Origin of the sequence: Photobacterium carnosum (assembly GCF_021236965.1) — a bacterium.
GTDB classification, from domain to species: domain Bacteria; phylum Pseudomonadota; class Gammaproteobacteria; order Enterobacterales; family Vibrionaceae; genus Photobacterium; species Photobacterium carnosum.
Window position 1 is genome coordinate 226,984 of record NZ_WMDN01000005.1, and the last position, 16,511, is coordinate 243,494.

Genomic DNA, 16,511 nt, shown 5'->3' on the forward strand with positions numbered 1-16,511 from the left:
GAACAAAAACAGTGGGTTACGTTTCGCTTCGTTTCGCTACACATTATAACCCACAATTTTTGTTCCGTTTAACGCGGCGTTAGCAAACTTATGCGGCGTTAGTTAGTTCGTGGTAAACTAAGCGATTGTTTTTTAATTATTTTTAGGTTTATGTCATTAGTGTCAGTCAAATCTTCAGAAAAAATGAATAGTTTTATAGAATCATTCAAGCTTCTATTACAAGCCAGCCCCTGGCTGAAGCTTGCCTTCATATCATTTATGGGTATGTTAGGTGGTTCTACTTTTGTTGCATTTATAAACAAGTATGCAATATATAATTACATGCTTTCATATGGCGCTAGGCTTCCTCTTGAAGGCGTGCAGTTCATAGATATCGCAGTTTCTGTGATGAGCTTTCTTGTTGTTTTTGCTTCATTAGTGAGTTTATTCTTTGTTTTCGGCTTAATGTCTGGGCTTTCAAATCTACTTCATCGTTTATTTGCAAAATTCTCGGTTCGACTAGCAAAAGTCCTTTCTAATGTAATTGTATCAGTAATCGCTGCTATCTTTTCTGCACTTGTATCTATTGCAGATCTTATCTCATCATTATTTGGTGTTGATTTAGGTAGCTCTATTAATCCATCTGGTAATCTGGGTGGTCAAGAATTTTTCTTCTATGCATTTGTTATAGTAAGTGTCATATCTCTACTTGTGTATAAAGAAGCTATTAAATATTTTTCTATTGCTGTGACAATTGCAGCAGTCTGTTTTATCTCTTTTTCTTTATTTGATGCCAATAAGTACAGCATGTTTCTGAAAGAAATCCAGTATGGTGGTGGAATCCCCGTGAAAATAGCGTTAACAGATAAGAGTGAAGTTAAAGGACATCTAATCCTTAATACTAAAGATTCGATGATTCTGTGGGATGAAAATAATGCTGAATATATTGATATTGCAAAGAGTAAAGTAAAAAATTATTACACTGAAACTCACAACCTTTCAAAGATGCCTCAACAAAATGGGCAGATACTCGATATGTTCAAGCACTTTATTTGGTGAGTTTGCTAACAGATAAGGATTTGTGTCGCGCAGCCGACACCTGAAAGCAGAGAAAACATGGAGAAAAAAAACATAGGACACCCACAACTTTCGTAAACCACTACAATCAATTCTGACGATGCTCCATGAATGGGTTTTAATCAGTTGAACAAAGTATCGCTTGAGATCATTAGTAGTTAACGTATCAGGCGATTTATTCAATAGTGAGTAATGCGACAAAGTGCACGACTATAACCATCAATAGTGGCTGGACGTTTACCTTATAAAGGTAGGTGGGTAATATGTTGTGTATGAAAATAATCTGAATGTTGCTGTTGTTCGTTATTCATTATCAACACCCCATTAAAAGGAGTATTAAAGGTAGCTTAATCGCTGTTTGCTTTATCCTGCCGCGCAACAGCTTCGTTCAACAAAGCTATCAACATGATGTTTATAATATTCGGCATTTTTGGTTTGAAGTATAATTGGTTTTGAAAGTTGCTCGTCAGCACGTGTTATGGTGGCGTTAACTGCTTCTTGGTTTAAATTAATTCACCGATACTAGCTCTAATGTCTGCAATTGTAATAAACAGTTTGTTATCAGCGTCTTTAAATGCGGTAAAACCGTATTTTTCATAGAAATACTCAGCGCCATCTTTTGCATCAACAATGACGACAGGGAAGGCGACCGTTTCACTTGCCATTAATAGTTTTCTAAGCGCATCAATCAAAAGCCATTCACCGAAACCCTGACCTTTGTATCTATGGTCAACGGCTAAGCGAGCAATTAAACCACCAGAAGTTACACTGTGATGTTTCTTCTGTAATTTAGGAGGTAAATCCTGAATATCAATCGGTGTCATTGTTAATGTGTAATAACCAATAATGTGCTCAGGACATTGCTTATCTTCAAGAACAAAAGTACGAGTATTGTCTTTCTTAGCTTGTTGGCTTGCCATAACTTTCAAGTAATTATTGAGTGCGGTAATACCACAATCAAAACGATTTCGGTTATGTTTAGCTTTTTCTAATTGGACAGTATTCATTATTGAGTTTTATCCATATAACGTGAAGCGGCTTTTTGTAATTTACTATTTGGTTTAGCTGGTTGGTCTAACGCAGTCATTAAAGTCATAGCATCTTGCTGGCTTAGTTGTAGGGTTCGTTCACGTTCCATAATAGTTTTTGCTTTTTCTACAGCTGCACTAAGCACAAATGAGTTAATGCTAGACATACCGGCAATAGCCGCAGCTTGAGATAGTAGTTCTTGTGTATCAATATCTACACGTGCTGTAATACGAGGTAATGTAGTAGCCATAATAATCTCCATTCAGTGTCAAAGTGGCACATGTGTATTGTAGTTTAATTATTATACGCTGACAAGTTTTGTGTCATTTTGGCACACTGTAAGAGATAGGACAGCCATAACTTTCGTAATCCATTACGATCAATTCTGACGGTGTCCCATGAATAGGTTTTAATCCGTTGAGCAAAGTATCGTTTTAGATCTTCAGTGGTTAACGTATCAGGTGATTTATCCAAATAAATGGTGAGTAATACGAGGAAGTGCACGACTATAGCCATCAATAGTGGCTGGACGTTTACCTTGTAAAATTAGGTGGGTAACATGTTGTTCATAAAGATAATCTGATTGTTGCTGTTGTTCGTTATTCATCATTAATACTCCATTATAAGGAGTATTAAAATTGGTGTGGTGCTTGCTATGCGACTGCAGCAATTAATCATATATTGCCTAATGAGTTAGAAATACAGTCAGAATTTTGTGTGCAAATCCTGGTGATGTTGAATCTGTTTTACCCTGAAATGTAAAAATCAACGTGTAGTTCTTCACACGCTTACAAAACAATAATAAAAAGCAGAATGAGATCAAGCTTCATTCTGCTGTTGTGTTTAAGTCAGATGATTATTATTGATTGAACTTAATGTTGCTCAATCAACTCAGGATATTCAGATTGTGAATTTGTCATCATGCGATTCAATTTTGGTACTGTGATCGCCATTACAATAGCAACCGCTAGAGTAATAAAACCAATGTTTTGGAATAACTCAGTGTAAACAGGCAGTGTATCTAGAGGATCAGTAAGATGCTCTGGTGTCACACTAAAAGTAGCAACATAGCCACCAATAATAAATGATGCCGCCTGAGTTAAGAACCATGCACCCATAGTAAAGCCCATCAAACGTTGTGGTACTAAGCTAGCAACCATCGCAAGGCCAAGACCACTGATCATTAGTTCACCTAAACTTTGGAATAAATAAACTAAAACCATCCACCAAATAGAGACCATACCTGCTTGGTCTGCAAACCAGTTTCCCGCAGCTGCTACTGATAAAAAACCGAATGCGCTCATAAACATACCAACCGTAAATTTACCGGGCATGGATAAGTCTTTATTTTTATTTCCATAATATGTATATAAGTAAGCCAAGATAGGGCTACAAAATACAACCCAAAATGGGTTTAGTGCTTGTAAACTAACTGGGTTAATATTGATACCAAATAATTCAGTATGAACGTTATTAATAGCAAAGAAGTTTAATGACGTTGGCATTTGTGCGTATAACACGTAGAAAATAATGGCTTGCAGCATAAGGATAAAGGCAACGATCATTTTGTTACGTTGTTCGCCCGTTTCTTTTAACGTTTCTTTTAAGAAAAAGCCAACAACCCCGATACCAATCGCACCAAGAGCCAAGTTAGCCATCATAATATTTTGCAGTAACCATGCACAAATTAAAGTAGAGGCAATAGTTCCAATTAGTACAATTAAGGCTTTAGTTTTATTTAGTGGTTGAGAATCCGGTTCTGAACCTATCCCTTGCACTGTGCTACGAAGATAAAAGTAGCTAAATAGGCTAGCGATTAATCCTAAACCACAAAGAAGAAAGGCATATTCATAACCGTAATTATTGGCAATAACAGGGCTTAAAGAAAGAGAAACAAGGGAGCCAATGTTGATAGACATATAATAAAGAGTAAATGCGCCATCTAAACGGGAATCATCTTTTTCATAACACTTGGCTAATAGGCTTGATGGGTTTGCTTTGAATAAGCCATTACCAACAGCTATAGCACCAAGAGCTAAATAGATAAAATCAGGATTAAGAATTGAAAATCCCATTAAGAAGTAGCCAAGTGCAAGAACTATTGCACCAAAGACCATCGTCCGCTTAGTTCCAAGAACATAATCTCCGACGTAGCCACCGACAGAGACAAGTCCATATACTAAAGCAGCAAAGGCACCAAAAGTAACAAAAGAGTCTTGCATACTAAAGCCGAGCTTATCGACAAAGTAGACAGCGAGGATCCCTTGAAGTCCGTAGTAACCAAATCGCTCCCATAATTCAATGAAAAATATCATTTTGAATGGTTTCGGTTGGTTTAATATACTTGATTTATTGTCCATATTAGTTATTTAACCTAGCAAGTAGATGTTGTAGTGGTATTAAACGTTAAGTTAGATCTTATTAACGTGATATTCATTTGCTTTGAGTTAGTTTTACTGTGAGGTAAGTCCCATTAGATCAAATAGTTTGTGAAATAAGAGGTAAGAAAAAGTAATGATAAAAATATCACATTGTTTCATTTTTATTTCTTAAGTGTTTTTTTTTATGTTTATATCTGATTATTTATGTGTCTGAATATCAAAAGTGATTGACTATATAGTTATGTTTTAGCCAGTATAAAGGGTTCTGTCAAAACATAAAATATAGGACACCCATAACTTTCATAATTGATTACGGTGAATTCTGACGGCGCTCGATGAATGGGTTTTAATTAGTTGATCAAAAAAAACATAGGACACCCATAACTTTCGCAATTCATTACGATTAATTCTGACGGTGCTCGATGAATGGTTTTTAATTCGTTCAATAAATGCATTAGCATGATTTGCTACACTCTTCGTTATTACTTTTCCTTTATTTTCAGTGAGTAAGGCTGTAAAATTTGGTGGGGTTTGTATGGCGATAAATGTGTTATACAGGCGTTATATTTCAAATGAAAATTAGTATAGGAAGTGAATTATGAGTCAGTTATTAAAAAATATACCTTCTGAGGTAAGTAAGTATCTAAAAAGTATGGATAGTTATGATGACCCATGTTTTATGTTGATAAATTTAGAAAAGGATATTACTCCATTTATTGATATGATCGAAACTGAGGTTGATTCTGAAAAACCTTATGATAAGACAAGTATTCAACTTACTGAAAAATTATACTTTATTTCGCTGGATTGTACGTATGAGACAATGTTTAATATATTAGCTAAGCTTCGTAAAGGTATGAACGAATTAAATATGAATATTCATATATCTGTTTTTCGTCATAACTGTTTAGGAGAGCCAGAACAAACCTTTTTATGGTGTGAAATGCTTTTAAATGAAGTAAAGGAAGAGTTTGGAGGCAATAGTGGGCATAAGGTTAATGATTTCCAAGACAGACAAAATTGGCCGGGTATAAAAAAATATATGGCATAAAAAATATAACAGATAAGGATCTGTATCATGCAGGTGACACCTGTCTTAATAAACATAGGACACCCACAACTTTGTATTTCAAAAAATAGATAATATTAATACGATTATCTGACTTGATAATCATCATTCTCTACAATAAATGTTTGTGAGGGCGATAAGGTGTCTATTTACCGTGAGTATAAATATGGTTTTTTCTATTATTACTCTAACAATCATTAAGATGCATTAGTAATATAGGATTGATGGTTTCATGAGATGGCGAAGTGAATAGTTAGAATGATTAAGTGAAGTTGTAAATGCAAGATTATGTTTTTATTGTATTTTTAAAATAAGAAAGTAATATTTAGCTTGTGATTGATCATGATAATAAATATATTAATATTATGGTATCGCTTAGTTGTGAATGTTTTTTATGATTATTAGTGTTGTATTTTCTACGCCATAAAATATTCACATTTGTTATAAATATAGGTTTCTTTCATAAAGAGTATAAAATGAGCAGTTATAAACAACTATTTACAGTGGCTACGTGTGGTTTAGTCGTATCTTTAAATGCATTTTCAGGTGAGATGCTGGATGTTAACAATATTAAATTTGAAGATAATAATTTTAAGAGCTGTGTTTTAGCACAAAAAAGCACAAATCCGAAAAATATAACTAAACTAGTGTGTCGTTAGGTAAATATAGATCATGCAAATGAAGTTAGTTATTTTCCTGCTCTTAAGGAGTTATGGTTATCAGGAGCACAATTGACGAACATAGATTTGAGTAAAAATACTGAGCTAACATCGGTATCTATAACTAAATCAAATCTAGCTAACTTGAATTTGAATAATAATCCTAAACTTACTGAGTTGAATGTTTCTTTTAACCATATTTCTAAGTTAGATCTTACAAAAAACCCACAATTAACAGATTTGAGCATCGTTTCTAATAAAATTGAAGATATTAATTTATCAGAAAATACTAAATTAATGTATTTGTGGGCAAAAGAGAATAATTTAAAAAAGATGGACTTTAGCCACAATCTTGAATTAATTCAAGCGGGGTTAACTGATAACCAGTTGTCTAAAATTAATATCAGCCATAATGGCCAACTTAATAAATTAAGCTTGATGTATAATCAATTATCTGAATTAGATATAAGTAAGAATATTAAATTAACAAAATTATATATTACAGATAATAAAATCACTAAGTTAGATATTAGCCATAATCCTAGATTAAGAGCATTATGGGCAACTGGGAACCCATTAGTTGAGTTGAATATCAGTTCTAATCCTTCTTTAAATGATTATGAGGTTGATGAGACTGTTTCTGTTAAAAAATAATTATTAAAACTTAATCGATAATATATGTGTCGAATTCTCGGCACTTATTTTACAGAAAAAATGTATCTATATGATTTTTTAACTATCAATATATGTTTTCTTAAAGACATATGATTCATCATTATCTATATGCCTTATTTTTTATTTCATATCCATCTTCTATTTCTAGATGATCAATGAGTTTATGTTTGAAATCAGGTAGAATTCTGTTTTAAAATCGTGGTGAAAATATTATGAATAAGTCTGTTGAACAAAAAATAGGTAACATTGCTTTAGTTGTTGAAAACTATGATGATGCGATTGATTTTTATACTAAGAAACTGCAGTTCGAGCTTATCGAAGACACAGATTTAGGCGGTGGTAAACGTTGGGTTCAAATTTCGCCACCAAACTCTACAGGAACTAATTTACTTCTCGCACAAGCAAGTAATGATGAGCAATTAAAGTCTGTTGGTCATCAAGCGGGTGGCCGTGTATTTCTGTTTCTTCAAACGAATGATTTCTGGCGTGACTATGAGTTTATGCAAGCGCAAGGTGTTGAATTTACAGAAGAGCCTCGTGTAGAAGAATACGGTACGGTTGTTGTGTTTAAAGACTTATATGGCACTAAGTGGGACTTGTTACAATTAAACCAAAAATAATTGGTTCGTTAAAAAGATGTTTGAACAGTATTACTATTTTTAGGAACCTATTTGATGAAACTAATATCTGAAACAGAACAACTAATAATAAGACAATTAACGCTAGATGATGTTGAATTTATTATACAGTTATTAAATGAAGAAGCGTTTATTCGTTATATAGCAGATAAAAATGTTCGAACACATGCGGATGCTGTGAATTATTTAACGAATGGACCATTAGCCAGCTATCGTGATTATGGCTTTGGATTGAATTTAGTGTTACTGAAAGAGACAGCAACGCCGATTGGGATCTGTGGTTTATTAAAAAGAGAAGAATTAGATTATCCTGACTTAGGCTATGCATTTTTGACCGAGTTTTGTAAAAAAGGATACGCAACTGAGGCGGCTTCTTCTGTGCTTAATGTCGGAATGAAAGATCACTCTTTAAACACAGTCTTAGCGGTTACATTACTTGATAATGAAGGCTCTAATCGGTTATTACAAAAAATAGGGTTTGAGCTTAAAGGAACAATGGCGTTGTACGGTTCTCAAAACAATTTATATGAGTATACGTCGGCATAAAGGTAGGACAGCCATAACAGTTCTATATCATTTTTTAAAGCATGGAGTGCAGTATGAAAACAATCGGAATGTTAGGTGGCATGAGTTGGGAATCGACGGCAAGTTACTACAAATCTATTAATGAAGGTATAAAAGCTGAACTCGGCGGGCTTAGTTCTGCAAAAATTTGTTTATATAGTGTGAACTTTGAAGAAATTGAAAAATTACAGCATCAAGGACTGTGGAATGAAACGGCTGTTATTCTTACACAGGCAGCAAAAGCGGTAGAGGCTGGCGGTGCTGATTTTTTAATTATCTGTACTAATACTATGCATAAAGTTGCTTCAGAAATTGAAGCCGAGATATCGATTCCTATTCTTCATATTGCAGACGCAACGGCGAAAAAATTAGTCAGTGATGGCGTTAAAAAAGTTGGGCTATTGGGTACACGTTTTACAATGGAACAAGATTTCTATAAAAGTCGGTTAACGAATAAGTTTGAAATTGATGTTATTGTTCCAAGTACTGAGAGTCGAGCTATTGTTCATAATGTTATTTATGATGAGCTCTGCAAAGGAATCATCAGTGCTGAATCTAGAGTGAAATATTTAAACATTATCAATGAATTATATAAAAGTGGTGCTGAAGCTGTGATTTTAGGTTGCACAGAAATAGCGTTATTGATTCAGCAACAACATACCGACATTCCGTTATATGACACCACTGAGATTCATGCGTTCGAAGCTGTTCAGTTAGCGCTCTTATTAAAATAGTTAGGACAGCCATAAAAGAAATATAGAAAGGAAATATAACAAAATACGGGACAGCCAAAACATTGCAGACTTTCGATAAGCTACTACACTTAAGCCTCGTATTGCTTATGGTGGAAGAAATGACAGTCTCAAGACGTAAATTGATCGAACCTCAAATTACTCCGTATTATCATATTATTAATCGCTGTGTTCGGCGGGCTTATTTGTGTGGTGAGGATCCGTATAGTGGTAAAAATTACCAACATCGACGTGGTTGGATCGTGAATAAAATCAAGCAATTGTCTGAGGTGTTTTGTATTGATGTTTGTGCCTATGCCGTCATGAATAACCACTATCATTTAGTCTTGAAAATTGATACACAACAACAGCAGGCATTATCACCTCAAGAGGTTATTTCGCGTTGGTTACAGTTATTTAATGGTCATCCGATTGCGGTAGATTTTGTTAATAATGGTGATGTTGGTGTAGATAAGAAACAAGCGTTATCAACATTGGTTGCTGAGTGGCAGTCACGATTAGGCAGTATTAGTTGGTTTATGCGGTGTTTAAATGAAGAAATCGCTCGTAAAGCCAATAAAGAAGATGATTGTACTGGTGCTTTTTGGGAAGGGCGTTTTAAATCTCAAGCGTTGTTAGATGAACAAGCATTACTTTCTTGCATGATGTATGTTGATTTAAATCCGATTCGAGCCGGACTGACAACATCGTTACAAGACTCTGATTTTACTTCAATTCAACAGCGAATAGCTGAATATAATCAAACGTCTATAGTAAAAAAATCAACCTTAAATTCATCATCAATTAAGCGCTCTAAAATTGGATTATTACCTTTTGTTGGCGCTGAGCATCAGGCTAAACAGGCAGGGATTCAGTTTGATTTTGTTGATTATTTAGAGCTGATTGATTGGACTGGACGTAGTATTCGCGATGATAAAAAAGGCTTTATTCCTGCCACTCAACCTAAACTGTTACAACAAATGGGCGTCAATGCAGAAGCGTGGTTAGATAATAGTAATGACTTTATGGAGCACTATACTAATGTGAGTGGTAAATGGTCGCGAATGTGTTCGTTTCAACAGCATTTTGGTGGCCGTTGGTGTAAAGGTAAGGTTGCGAGTCAAAGATTACACCCTCACTAAATTCATCTTTGTAATTACAGAAACTTATTACCGCAATAATCGTTTATTGTGGGATTTTGTGATCTTGTTAAACAGGAAAGAAGGTATTTTATTGTTGTGAGACTAGTTTTTTACATTCAAAACCGAAGTAAATGGTATTTGGTTGTTATTGTCTCAGTGTGTAGTGGTTTTGATGCTAGAAAGATATGGCTGTCCTATTTTAGTTATGGCTGTCCTATATTAAGTCCTATATTAAAGCGGTCTTACTGAATTGTTATTGCTTGGATTTGGAAAAGATATGCCTGTCCTGTCTTAGGGAGGGGAGGAAATATCGCCATAAACTGTATAACAGATCTTATGGCGATTTATATCAATTAAACGGATTTAGGCTTACGCGTTTCACGTGGAATGCCGGTATCACGATCAGTGATTGGCTTGCGGTTTCTCGGCTTCTTTGCCTTTGGTTTATCTGTGCTTGGTGAATTGCTACGCGGCTTATCGTTGCGACGTGGCTTGTCACCGTTACTATTATCATCTTCAGGTTTTTGATATTTAGGTTTGAAGTTTAAAATAGAAATAGGCACTTCTTTGGTTGGTACAAAGCCTTCAATTTCTTTACGTACGATTAGGTGACCTAATAAACGTTCAATCATGCATAAGTTTTTGAAGTTATCGCGTGATACAAATGAAATCGCTTCACCTTTAGAGCCCGCACGACCTGTACGACCGATGCGGTGAACATATTCTTCAGGAGGGAAGGGTAGATCATAGTTAACAACGCGGGTTAGCTCATCAATATCGAGACCACGAGCAGCAACGCCTGTCGCGATTAAGTATTTTACTTTACCTGCTTTAAAATCTTCTAATACTTGTGCACGAGAACCTTGGCTACGACCACTATGGATTGCTTCTGCGGCAATACCACGTTTTTCAAGTTGGCTAACTAATTTCGCAGCGCCGTGTTTGGTTTCGATGAAGATTAATGCTTGATCCCATTGTTGCTCATTAATTAAATGGCTCAATAGAGAAGACTTCATGTCTTTATCAACAGTGATCAAACATTGGTCAATTTTAGGTTGTGATGCTTCATCTTTAGCAACGCTAATTTCAACAGGATTGCGAACGGCTGTTTTTGCAAGAAGACGCACTTGAGATGATAGTGTTGCCGAGAACAACATGTTTTGGCGATCAAGCGGTAAACGTTCGATGATCTTATTAATATCTTCGATAAAGCCCATATCTAACATACGGTCAGCTTCATCAAGCACTAAAATTTCAATCGCATCAAAGTGGATAGCACGTTTGGTGTACATATCCAATAAACGACCAGGTGTCGCCACTAAAATATCAACACCTTCAATTAGGCGACGTTTTTGTGGTTCGTAATCAACACCACCGTACATTGCCATTGAAGTTAAATTAGTGTGTTTGCTGTATTGAACAATATTTGCTTCAACCTGAACCGCAAGTTCACGTGTAGGCGCAAGAATTAATGCACGAACGCGTTTAGCTCGCACTTGCTGGCCATCATCAAGCATTTGCAGAATAGGAAGAACAAAACTGGCCGTTTTACCGGTACCTGTTTGTGCTGCTGCAAGTAAGTTTTTGCCGGTTAGTGCCACCGGAATGGCTTTTTCTTGAATCGGCGTAGGAGTGGTGTAACCCATATCGGTTACTGCTTTAACGATAGCGTCGCTTAATCCAAGCTTAGAGAAAGGCATGTAGAATCTCAGATAAATAAATCAAATAACGGCTATCTCTAAAAGTTAAAGTAATAGCCGATGAACAATGTCGTGGATTATAGCACGGCTACCTTAGGTCATTATATTATTTCGCATTAAGCCGCGGCGGACGTTTTTACATAACTTTCCAAACTGGCGAATTTCATCAAATTGTGGCGTTACACCACGCTCAATCGCATGTTCCCAGTAACTGACTTCGGTATCGACTAGTTCTAATAATTTCTTAGGGCAGCCAATACATTTATTATCTGGTCCACAAACAAAGGTTTCAGGTTCATAAAGTGGAAATGCCTGTTTAACCTCAGTCAGAAGTTGGCGCATTGCCGTTTGACGATCAGGTTTTTTATTCATGGTATCAAGTGTATCTGGGCTAAATTGGTATTCTAATTAAGCATAGTTAAAATAACCATGTTTATCTTATGCAAAGGTATTATTGGAAGGTATTGTTGGTAAATATTATTGGAAAGATGAATTGATTGGTATCAGGGCTAAAAAGTTGATTTTGTCATCATAAAAAAACCAGCAATAAGTTATTGACTTACCGCTGGCTTATTATTAATTACCCATAGTTATTTGGATAATTATAATTTATCCCAAGCATCAGCCCAGTATTGGCTTGTTGCTGGTGCGTATGATGCACTTGCACACCAACCTGTGTATGGCCATGGTTTACATTGGTATACATTGCCATCAGACGCTAATACTTTATCACCTGCAAGATAAGCTTTACCTGCTTCATAGGCTGGCGCATCTGTGACTGGTGGCTCAATAGTGCCTTTATTTTCTAAAGTGAAATGTGCTCGTTGTTCTACATTGTCATTGTTTGATTCAGCGATCATACGTAATGAGTATGTGCCAGTAACAACATTATCAAGCACCATATTAATGGTTTTGCTGTTATCGACCTTAGCCGTAAATTGACCACCTGAAACAGGGTAACCCATTGTATCAATAACATCGATTTGTACTGAAGCTGCTTTATTTGCGCTGTAATTAAGCGTTAATTTTGCAGTGCCATTAGTGATGGTGTAGTTGCTATTAATGCCCGTTAAACTCGCTATAAAATCAAGGTCAGGTTGCTCTGTATCACCATCACAATCTGCGTCACCAACTTCACGCCATACACCCCATTCGCCAGTGGTACCAGGTTCATGACCTTGTGTCCACCAACCGGCTTGCCACTCTTTATTGTTATGGCTGACAACATCGCCTTCAACATAAGTTGCATCTGCTTTCCATGCTGGCGTACATACGATAGAACCATCGTTAACCACCACAACACGTTTTACGGTTACTGTTTGGTTTGCACTATCAGTAATGCGGTAAATCAATTCATATGAACCTGCAATTGCTGTGTTTACTGTGCCAGAAACAGAAATGTTTGTTGTTAAATCGCCGTCTTCAGCATCTATTGCAGAAACGCCAGCGATTGGGTCAAAGATGTCACCCACTTTGATAACGCTATTAGCTACGCCAGCAAATGTTGGTAGGGCGCTAAAGACAGTGACTTTACGTGGTGATACGGTATCGTTGTCATTTGAATCTGTTACTGAGTAAGTCAGCACATAATCACCAACACGTTGAGTATCAACATTACCCGTTACCGCGATTGAATCGGTTAGATTGCCATCTTCTTTATCTGTTGCAGTAACACCTGCTAATGGGTTAAAAGTGGTTTTATGTTGAACGCGAGCATCAGTAATACCTGCAATGGTTGGTTTACCCGGCTGTACTACAGGGGGTGTTTGACTGTGAACAAATGGACCATAGGTTTCAATAAAGCTGCTGTTGTACGCTTTACCTGATGCGTCAGTACCGATATCCCAGTTAATTGACCATGTCATTATACCGCGAAGAGGTTGTGATTGTTTTTCAAGACGTGCAAAAGCATTAAATAGGTCTTGAGGATCTTTAATAAAACCAGTTGCTGCGGCGTCAATGTTAGTTGGAATACCAAACACTAATTTGTCGTGTGGAATAGTGGTAAAACCACGGGTGCCGTTAACCAATGAATCCGCAATGTAATAGATGAACTCTTCTTTTAATGTATCGTTGTTTTGTGCAATCCAGCCTGGGCCTTCAACGTAAACACCGTCGCCACCTTGGTTGTAAAATTGAGGGTTTATCCAATCGTAGTAACCATCAAGAGCGGTGATATAAGGAATATATTTACCCGCAGCGGTTAAGTATGGGAACTCAGGAGCCATAGTGATAAGGAAGTTTTTACCTTGTTCACGGTAGTGATCTTTTACGATGCGCAATGCAGCAGGAATAACAATTTGGTTATCTTTTGCATCAATAGCCGCTTGCTCAAGATCGATATCAAGGCCATCAAAGCCATAAACATCAGTGAGACGAATAATTTCAGCGGCAAAAGCATTTTCATCGCCTTTTTGTAGCTCAACGTGCGCATCTGCACCACCAAGCGCCAGTATAACGGCACGGCCTTGATCGTTCAGTAGCTTAATTTGGTCGATAAATTGTGATTCGCTTAAACCTGTTGCAGGATCTAAATGAAAAGTAGGGATACGACCTTCGGCAGTGTCATAAACCTTCATAAAAGAAACAGCAACCACATTATACATTGGGTTAGTGGCTTTAAGGCTCATAGCAGGAGCATTACCTGCTTTATAACCTCGACCGTCAGCCCAGTTATGCCAATAACCAACAACCACGCCATTTTCAGGGTTAACCATTTTTTCACCAGCATTGGCAGTGAAACTCATTGAGGTTAACGCAAGAGCAATAGCGTTTAATGTGAGGAATGTTGTTTTTTTATTCATTTATTTGACCCTGAAAGAGGTAAGAATGGTAATGATAGATCGAATAAATGCTATCACAATGGTTATTGATTAGAAGCGTGATTGTGTAACAAAAAACCTTGAAATCAGTCGGTTATTTGTCAATTAATTGTCGGGTAAGTATCATTTTTAGACTAAAAATTGTCATGTTTTACTTATAATTGAACAATGAGTTATTAGGTGATGTTTTTTTGGAATTAAGAATGAATAAAGTAAGCGGAAATATGAAAAATCAGATGAAAAAAGGAAATATGTTGTAAGGGATGGTTGTGATTATATTATGAACAAATATTAATAAAACAGTTCTTTTTATTATAATTAAACCATTGGATTAGATTCACTTATTGAATTAATTGTTATTATCAATTGTTGCTGAAGCCATTTTTTAGGTAAAATAGCGCTATCAACAGAAAACATGTAGGGGTTGTGATCCCTAACGTGAATCTGATAAGTTACCGCAAAGTAACCTAAATACTAGATTAAGTAAGAGATAAAATGGCAATTTTACAAGTAATAACCGCACCAGACCCACGACTAAATATTCAAGCTGAAGCAGTAACTGATGTTAAATCTGAATCTGTTCAACAACTTGTAGATGATTTACTTGAAACTCTATACGGTACAAGTAATGGTGTTGGTCTTGCTGCTACTCAAATTGGCCGTAAAGAAGCGATTGTTGTTATTGATATTTCAGATGAGCGCGATCAGCCGTTAGTGTTAATCAACCCTGTTGTTGAAAGCGGCGAGAATAAAGTAATGGGGCAGGAAGGTTGTCTTTCAGTGCCTGATTATTATGCTGATGTTGAGCGCTTTGAAGCTGTGGTTGTAACGGCATTGGATCGTGAAGGCAATGAATTACGTTTTGAGCGTGATGACTTCCTTGCCATTGTTATGCAACACGAAATCGATCATCTTAAAGGTACATTATTCATTGATTACCTATCACCGCTAAAGCGTCAGATAGCGATGAAGAAAGTGAAAAAATACATTAAGATGATGGCTAATTAATAACGCGATCTGATTTGATAAGAAGGCTGTTGAGTTAATCTCAGCAGCCTTTTTTGTTTATTGGAATAATAACGCAGTTTACCGTTAGATTTGGCGTAATGTTACGTATTCGGTAGCATCAAGCAAAGTGAGATATTGGTTACGCTGTAACGTAATGTTATTACCTAATATAAAAGGCTGGTTGTATTTACCGTGGCCGAAGAATGGGAAATAATAGACAGGCTTATCATATTGCTCGGCAAAGTGTTGTAATACTGCTTTATACATTATGCGTTCTTGGTCTGTTGGTTCTGTGGAGTAATATTGACCAAAAATAATCGCTTCTACATTGAAATCATTTAAAAATAATAATTGCTGTAAGTAACGATCTAACTGGCGGAAGGTTACACCGATATCTTCGAGTAAGACTACCTTACCTGTGAATTCTGGCTGATATTGAGTACCAAACGTTGCGGCAACAAGAGTGTGATTACCACCAACTAAAGTCCCATTTATTGCCGTCGCTTGGTGTGCTAATGCATTAAGTGGCAATACGTTATTATAGGAAACACCGTTGTTCATTATCTCTGATATATCAGGTAACGGTTGCTGATTTGTTGTGCCCATATCAAGGTGGTTATTCGCATTAACACCATGAATTGAACGCCATCCTAGTTCATTATTTAGAAAACTATGAATAGCAGTAACATCACTGAACCCAACAATTACTTTTGCTGGAATGGCTAATAGCTGCTGTTTATAACGTTGTAGATATGGCAATAGGTTTAATGCACCACCACCGCCACGATAAAACCACAACACATCAATTGTTGAATCAAGTAATGCTTTAATTAAGTTATGGGCTCGCGCTTGATCGGTATCAACATAGCCAAAATCTGAAATATTTTGCTGTAAATAATGGCAATTTACGTGATAGCCATGACTTTCGAAAACGTCAATCACTTGTGGTACTTGTGCTGGATCAAATTGAGTTGAACAAGCAATTAAGGCAACGTTTTTATAGGGCGTGTTTGTAACAGGTGTGTTCATGGATAATT

At 36.3% G+C, this 16,511-nt stretch carries 15 protein-coding genes and 1 pseudogene; 8 read left to right on the forward strand and 8 right to left on the reverse strand.

What is annotated here, in order from left to right; genetic code table 11:
* Positions 1–159: 159 nt before the first annotated feature.
* Positions 160–1,038 (forward strand): hypothetical protein, encoded by an 879-nt coding sequence (locus tag GLP24_RS07560; protein ID WP_232615799.1) that lies wholly within the window; start codon positions 160–162, stop codon positions 1,036–1,038.
* Positions 1,039–1,559: 521 nt separating this feature from the next.
* Here GLP24_RS07560 and GLP24_RS07565 read toward each other — a convergent pair.
* The 4 genes and pseudogenes from GLP24_RS07565 to GLP24_RS07580 form a co-directional block, all read right to left on the reverse strand.
* A complete protein-coding gene (locus tag GLP24_RS07565; RefSeq protein WP_207216171.1) occupies positions 1,560–2,066 on the reverse strand; it encodes a GNAT family N-acetyltransferase in 507 nt (168 codons plus the stop codon).
* On the reverse strand, positions 2,063–2,335 hold the full coding sequence (locus GLP24_RS07570) for a type II toxin-antitoxin system TacA family antitoxin (protein WP_080157230.1): 273 nt from the start codon (positions 2,333–2,335) through the stop codon (positions 2,063–2,065). Before GLP24_RS07570 ends, GLP24_RS07565 begins: the two co-directional genes overlap by 4 nt.
* 113 nt (positions 2,336–2,448) lie before the next feature.
* A pseudogene (locus GLP24_RS07575) lies at positions 2,449–2,692 on the reverse strand (phage integrase N-terminal SAM-like domain-containing protein); the annotation flags it as partial.
* 265 nt (positions 2,693–2,957) lie between these two features.
* Positions 2,958–4,445 (reverse strand): oligopeptide:H+ symporter, encoded by a 1,488-nt coding sequence (locus GLP24_RS07580; RefSeq protein ID WP_232615800.1) that lies wholly within the window; start codon positions 4,443–4,445, stop codon positions 2,958–2,960.
* A gap of 619 nt (positions 4,446–5,064) precedes the next feature.
* Here GLP24_RS07580 and GLP24_RS07585 point away from each other — a divergent pair.
* From GLP24_RS07585 to GLP24_RS07610, 6 genes are all read left to right on the forward strand, one after another.
* Positions 5,065–5,517, forward strand: a complete 453-nt coding sequence (locus tag GLP24_RS07585) for a hypothetical protein (protein ID WP_101770285.1) — start codon at positions 5,065–5,067, stop codon at positions 5,515–5,517.
* 749 nt (positions 5,518–6,266) lie between these two features.
* Entirely contained in the window at positions 6,267–6,848 is a 582-nt protein-coding gene (locus GLP24_RS07590; protein ID WP_232615801.1) for a leucine-rich repeat domain-containing protein, read from the forward strand.
* Between the two features lie 233 nt (positions 6,849–7,081).
* Positions 7,082–7,489, forward strand: a complete 408-nt coding sequence (locus GLP24_RS07595; protein ID WP_080157762.1) for a VOC family protein — start codon at positions 7,082–7,084, stop codon at positions 7,487–7,489.
* A gap of 54 nt (positions 7,490–7,543) precedes the next feature.
* Entirely contained in the window at positions 7,544–8,053 is a 510-nt protein-coding gene (locus tag GLP24_RS07600) for a GNAT family N-acetyltransferase (RefSeq protein ID WP_080157235.1), read from the forward strand.
* Positions 8,054–8,106: 53 nt separating this feature from the next.
* The gene (locus tag GLP24_RS07605; RefSeq protein ID WP_232615802.1) at positions 8,107–8,805 is read left to right on the forward strand and encodes an aspartate/glutamate racemase family protein; all 699 of its coding nucleotides are present in this window, start codon (positions 8,107–8,109) and stop codon (positions 8,803–8,805) included.
* A 119-nt stretch (positions 8,806–8,924) separates the two neighbouring features.
* Complete coding sequence (locus tag GLP24_RS07610) at positions 8,925–9,944, forward strand: transposase (RefSeq protein WP_232615803.1); 1,020 nt, start codon at positions 8,925–8,927, stop codon at positions 9,942–9,944.
* A 353-nt stretch (positions 9,945–10,297) separates the two neighbouring features.
* On the opposite strand, the gene GLP24_RS07615 is transcribed toward GLP24_RS07610, so the two are convergent.
* The 3 genes from GLP24_RS07615 to GLP24_RS07625 form a co-directional block, all read right to left on the reverse strand.
* Positions 10,298–11,644 carry a DEAD/DEAH box helicase gene (locus tag GLP24_RS07615; RefSeq protein WP_152652739.1) on the reverse strand — a complete coding sequence of 449 codons (1,347 nt, stop codon included), beginning with the start codon at positions 11,642–11,644 and terminating at the stop codon, positions 10,298–10,300.
* A gap of 93 nt (positions 11,645–11,737) precedes the next feature.
* Positions 11,738–12,016 carry a hypothetical protein gene (locus GLP24_RS07620; protein WP_045038647.1) on the reverse strand — a complete coding sequence of 93 codons (279 nt, stop codon included), beginning with the start codon at positions 12,014–12,016 and terminating at the stop codon, positions 11,738–11,740.
* Between the two features lie 230 nt (positions 12,017–12,246).
* Positions 12,247–14,448, reverse strand: coding sequence for an immunoglobulin-like domain-containing protein (locus GLP24_RS07625; protein WP_232615804.1), 2,202 nt, complete (start codon positions 14,446–14,448; stop codon positions 12,247–12,249).
* Between the two features lie 513 nt (positions 14,449–14,961).
* Here GLP24_RS07625 and def point away from each other — a divergent pair.
* Positions 14,962–15,474, forward strand: coding sequence for a peptide deformylase (gene def / locus GLP24_RS07630; protein ID WP_101770291.1), 513 nt, complete (start codon positions 14,962–14,964; stop codon positions 15,472–15,474).
* 84 nt (positions 15,475–15,558) lie between these two features.
* Here the strand turns inward: def and GLP24_RS07635 are convergent, their stop codons facing one another.
* Positions 15,559–16,503, reverse strand: a complete 945-nt coding sequence (locus GLP24_RS07635) for an LD-carboxypeptidase (RefSeq protein WP_232603607.1) — start codon at positions 16,501–16,503, stop codon at positions 15,559–15,561.
* Positions 16,504–16,511: the final 8 nt, after the last annotated feature.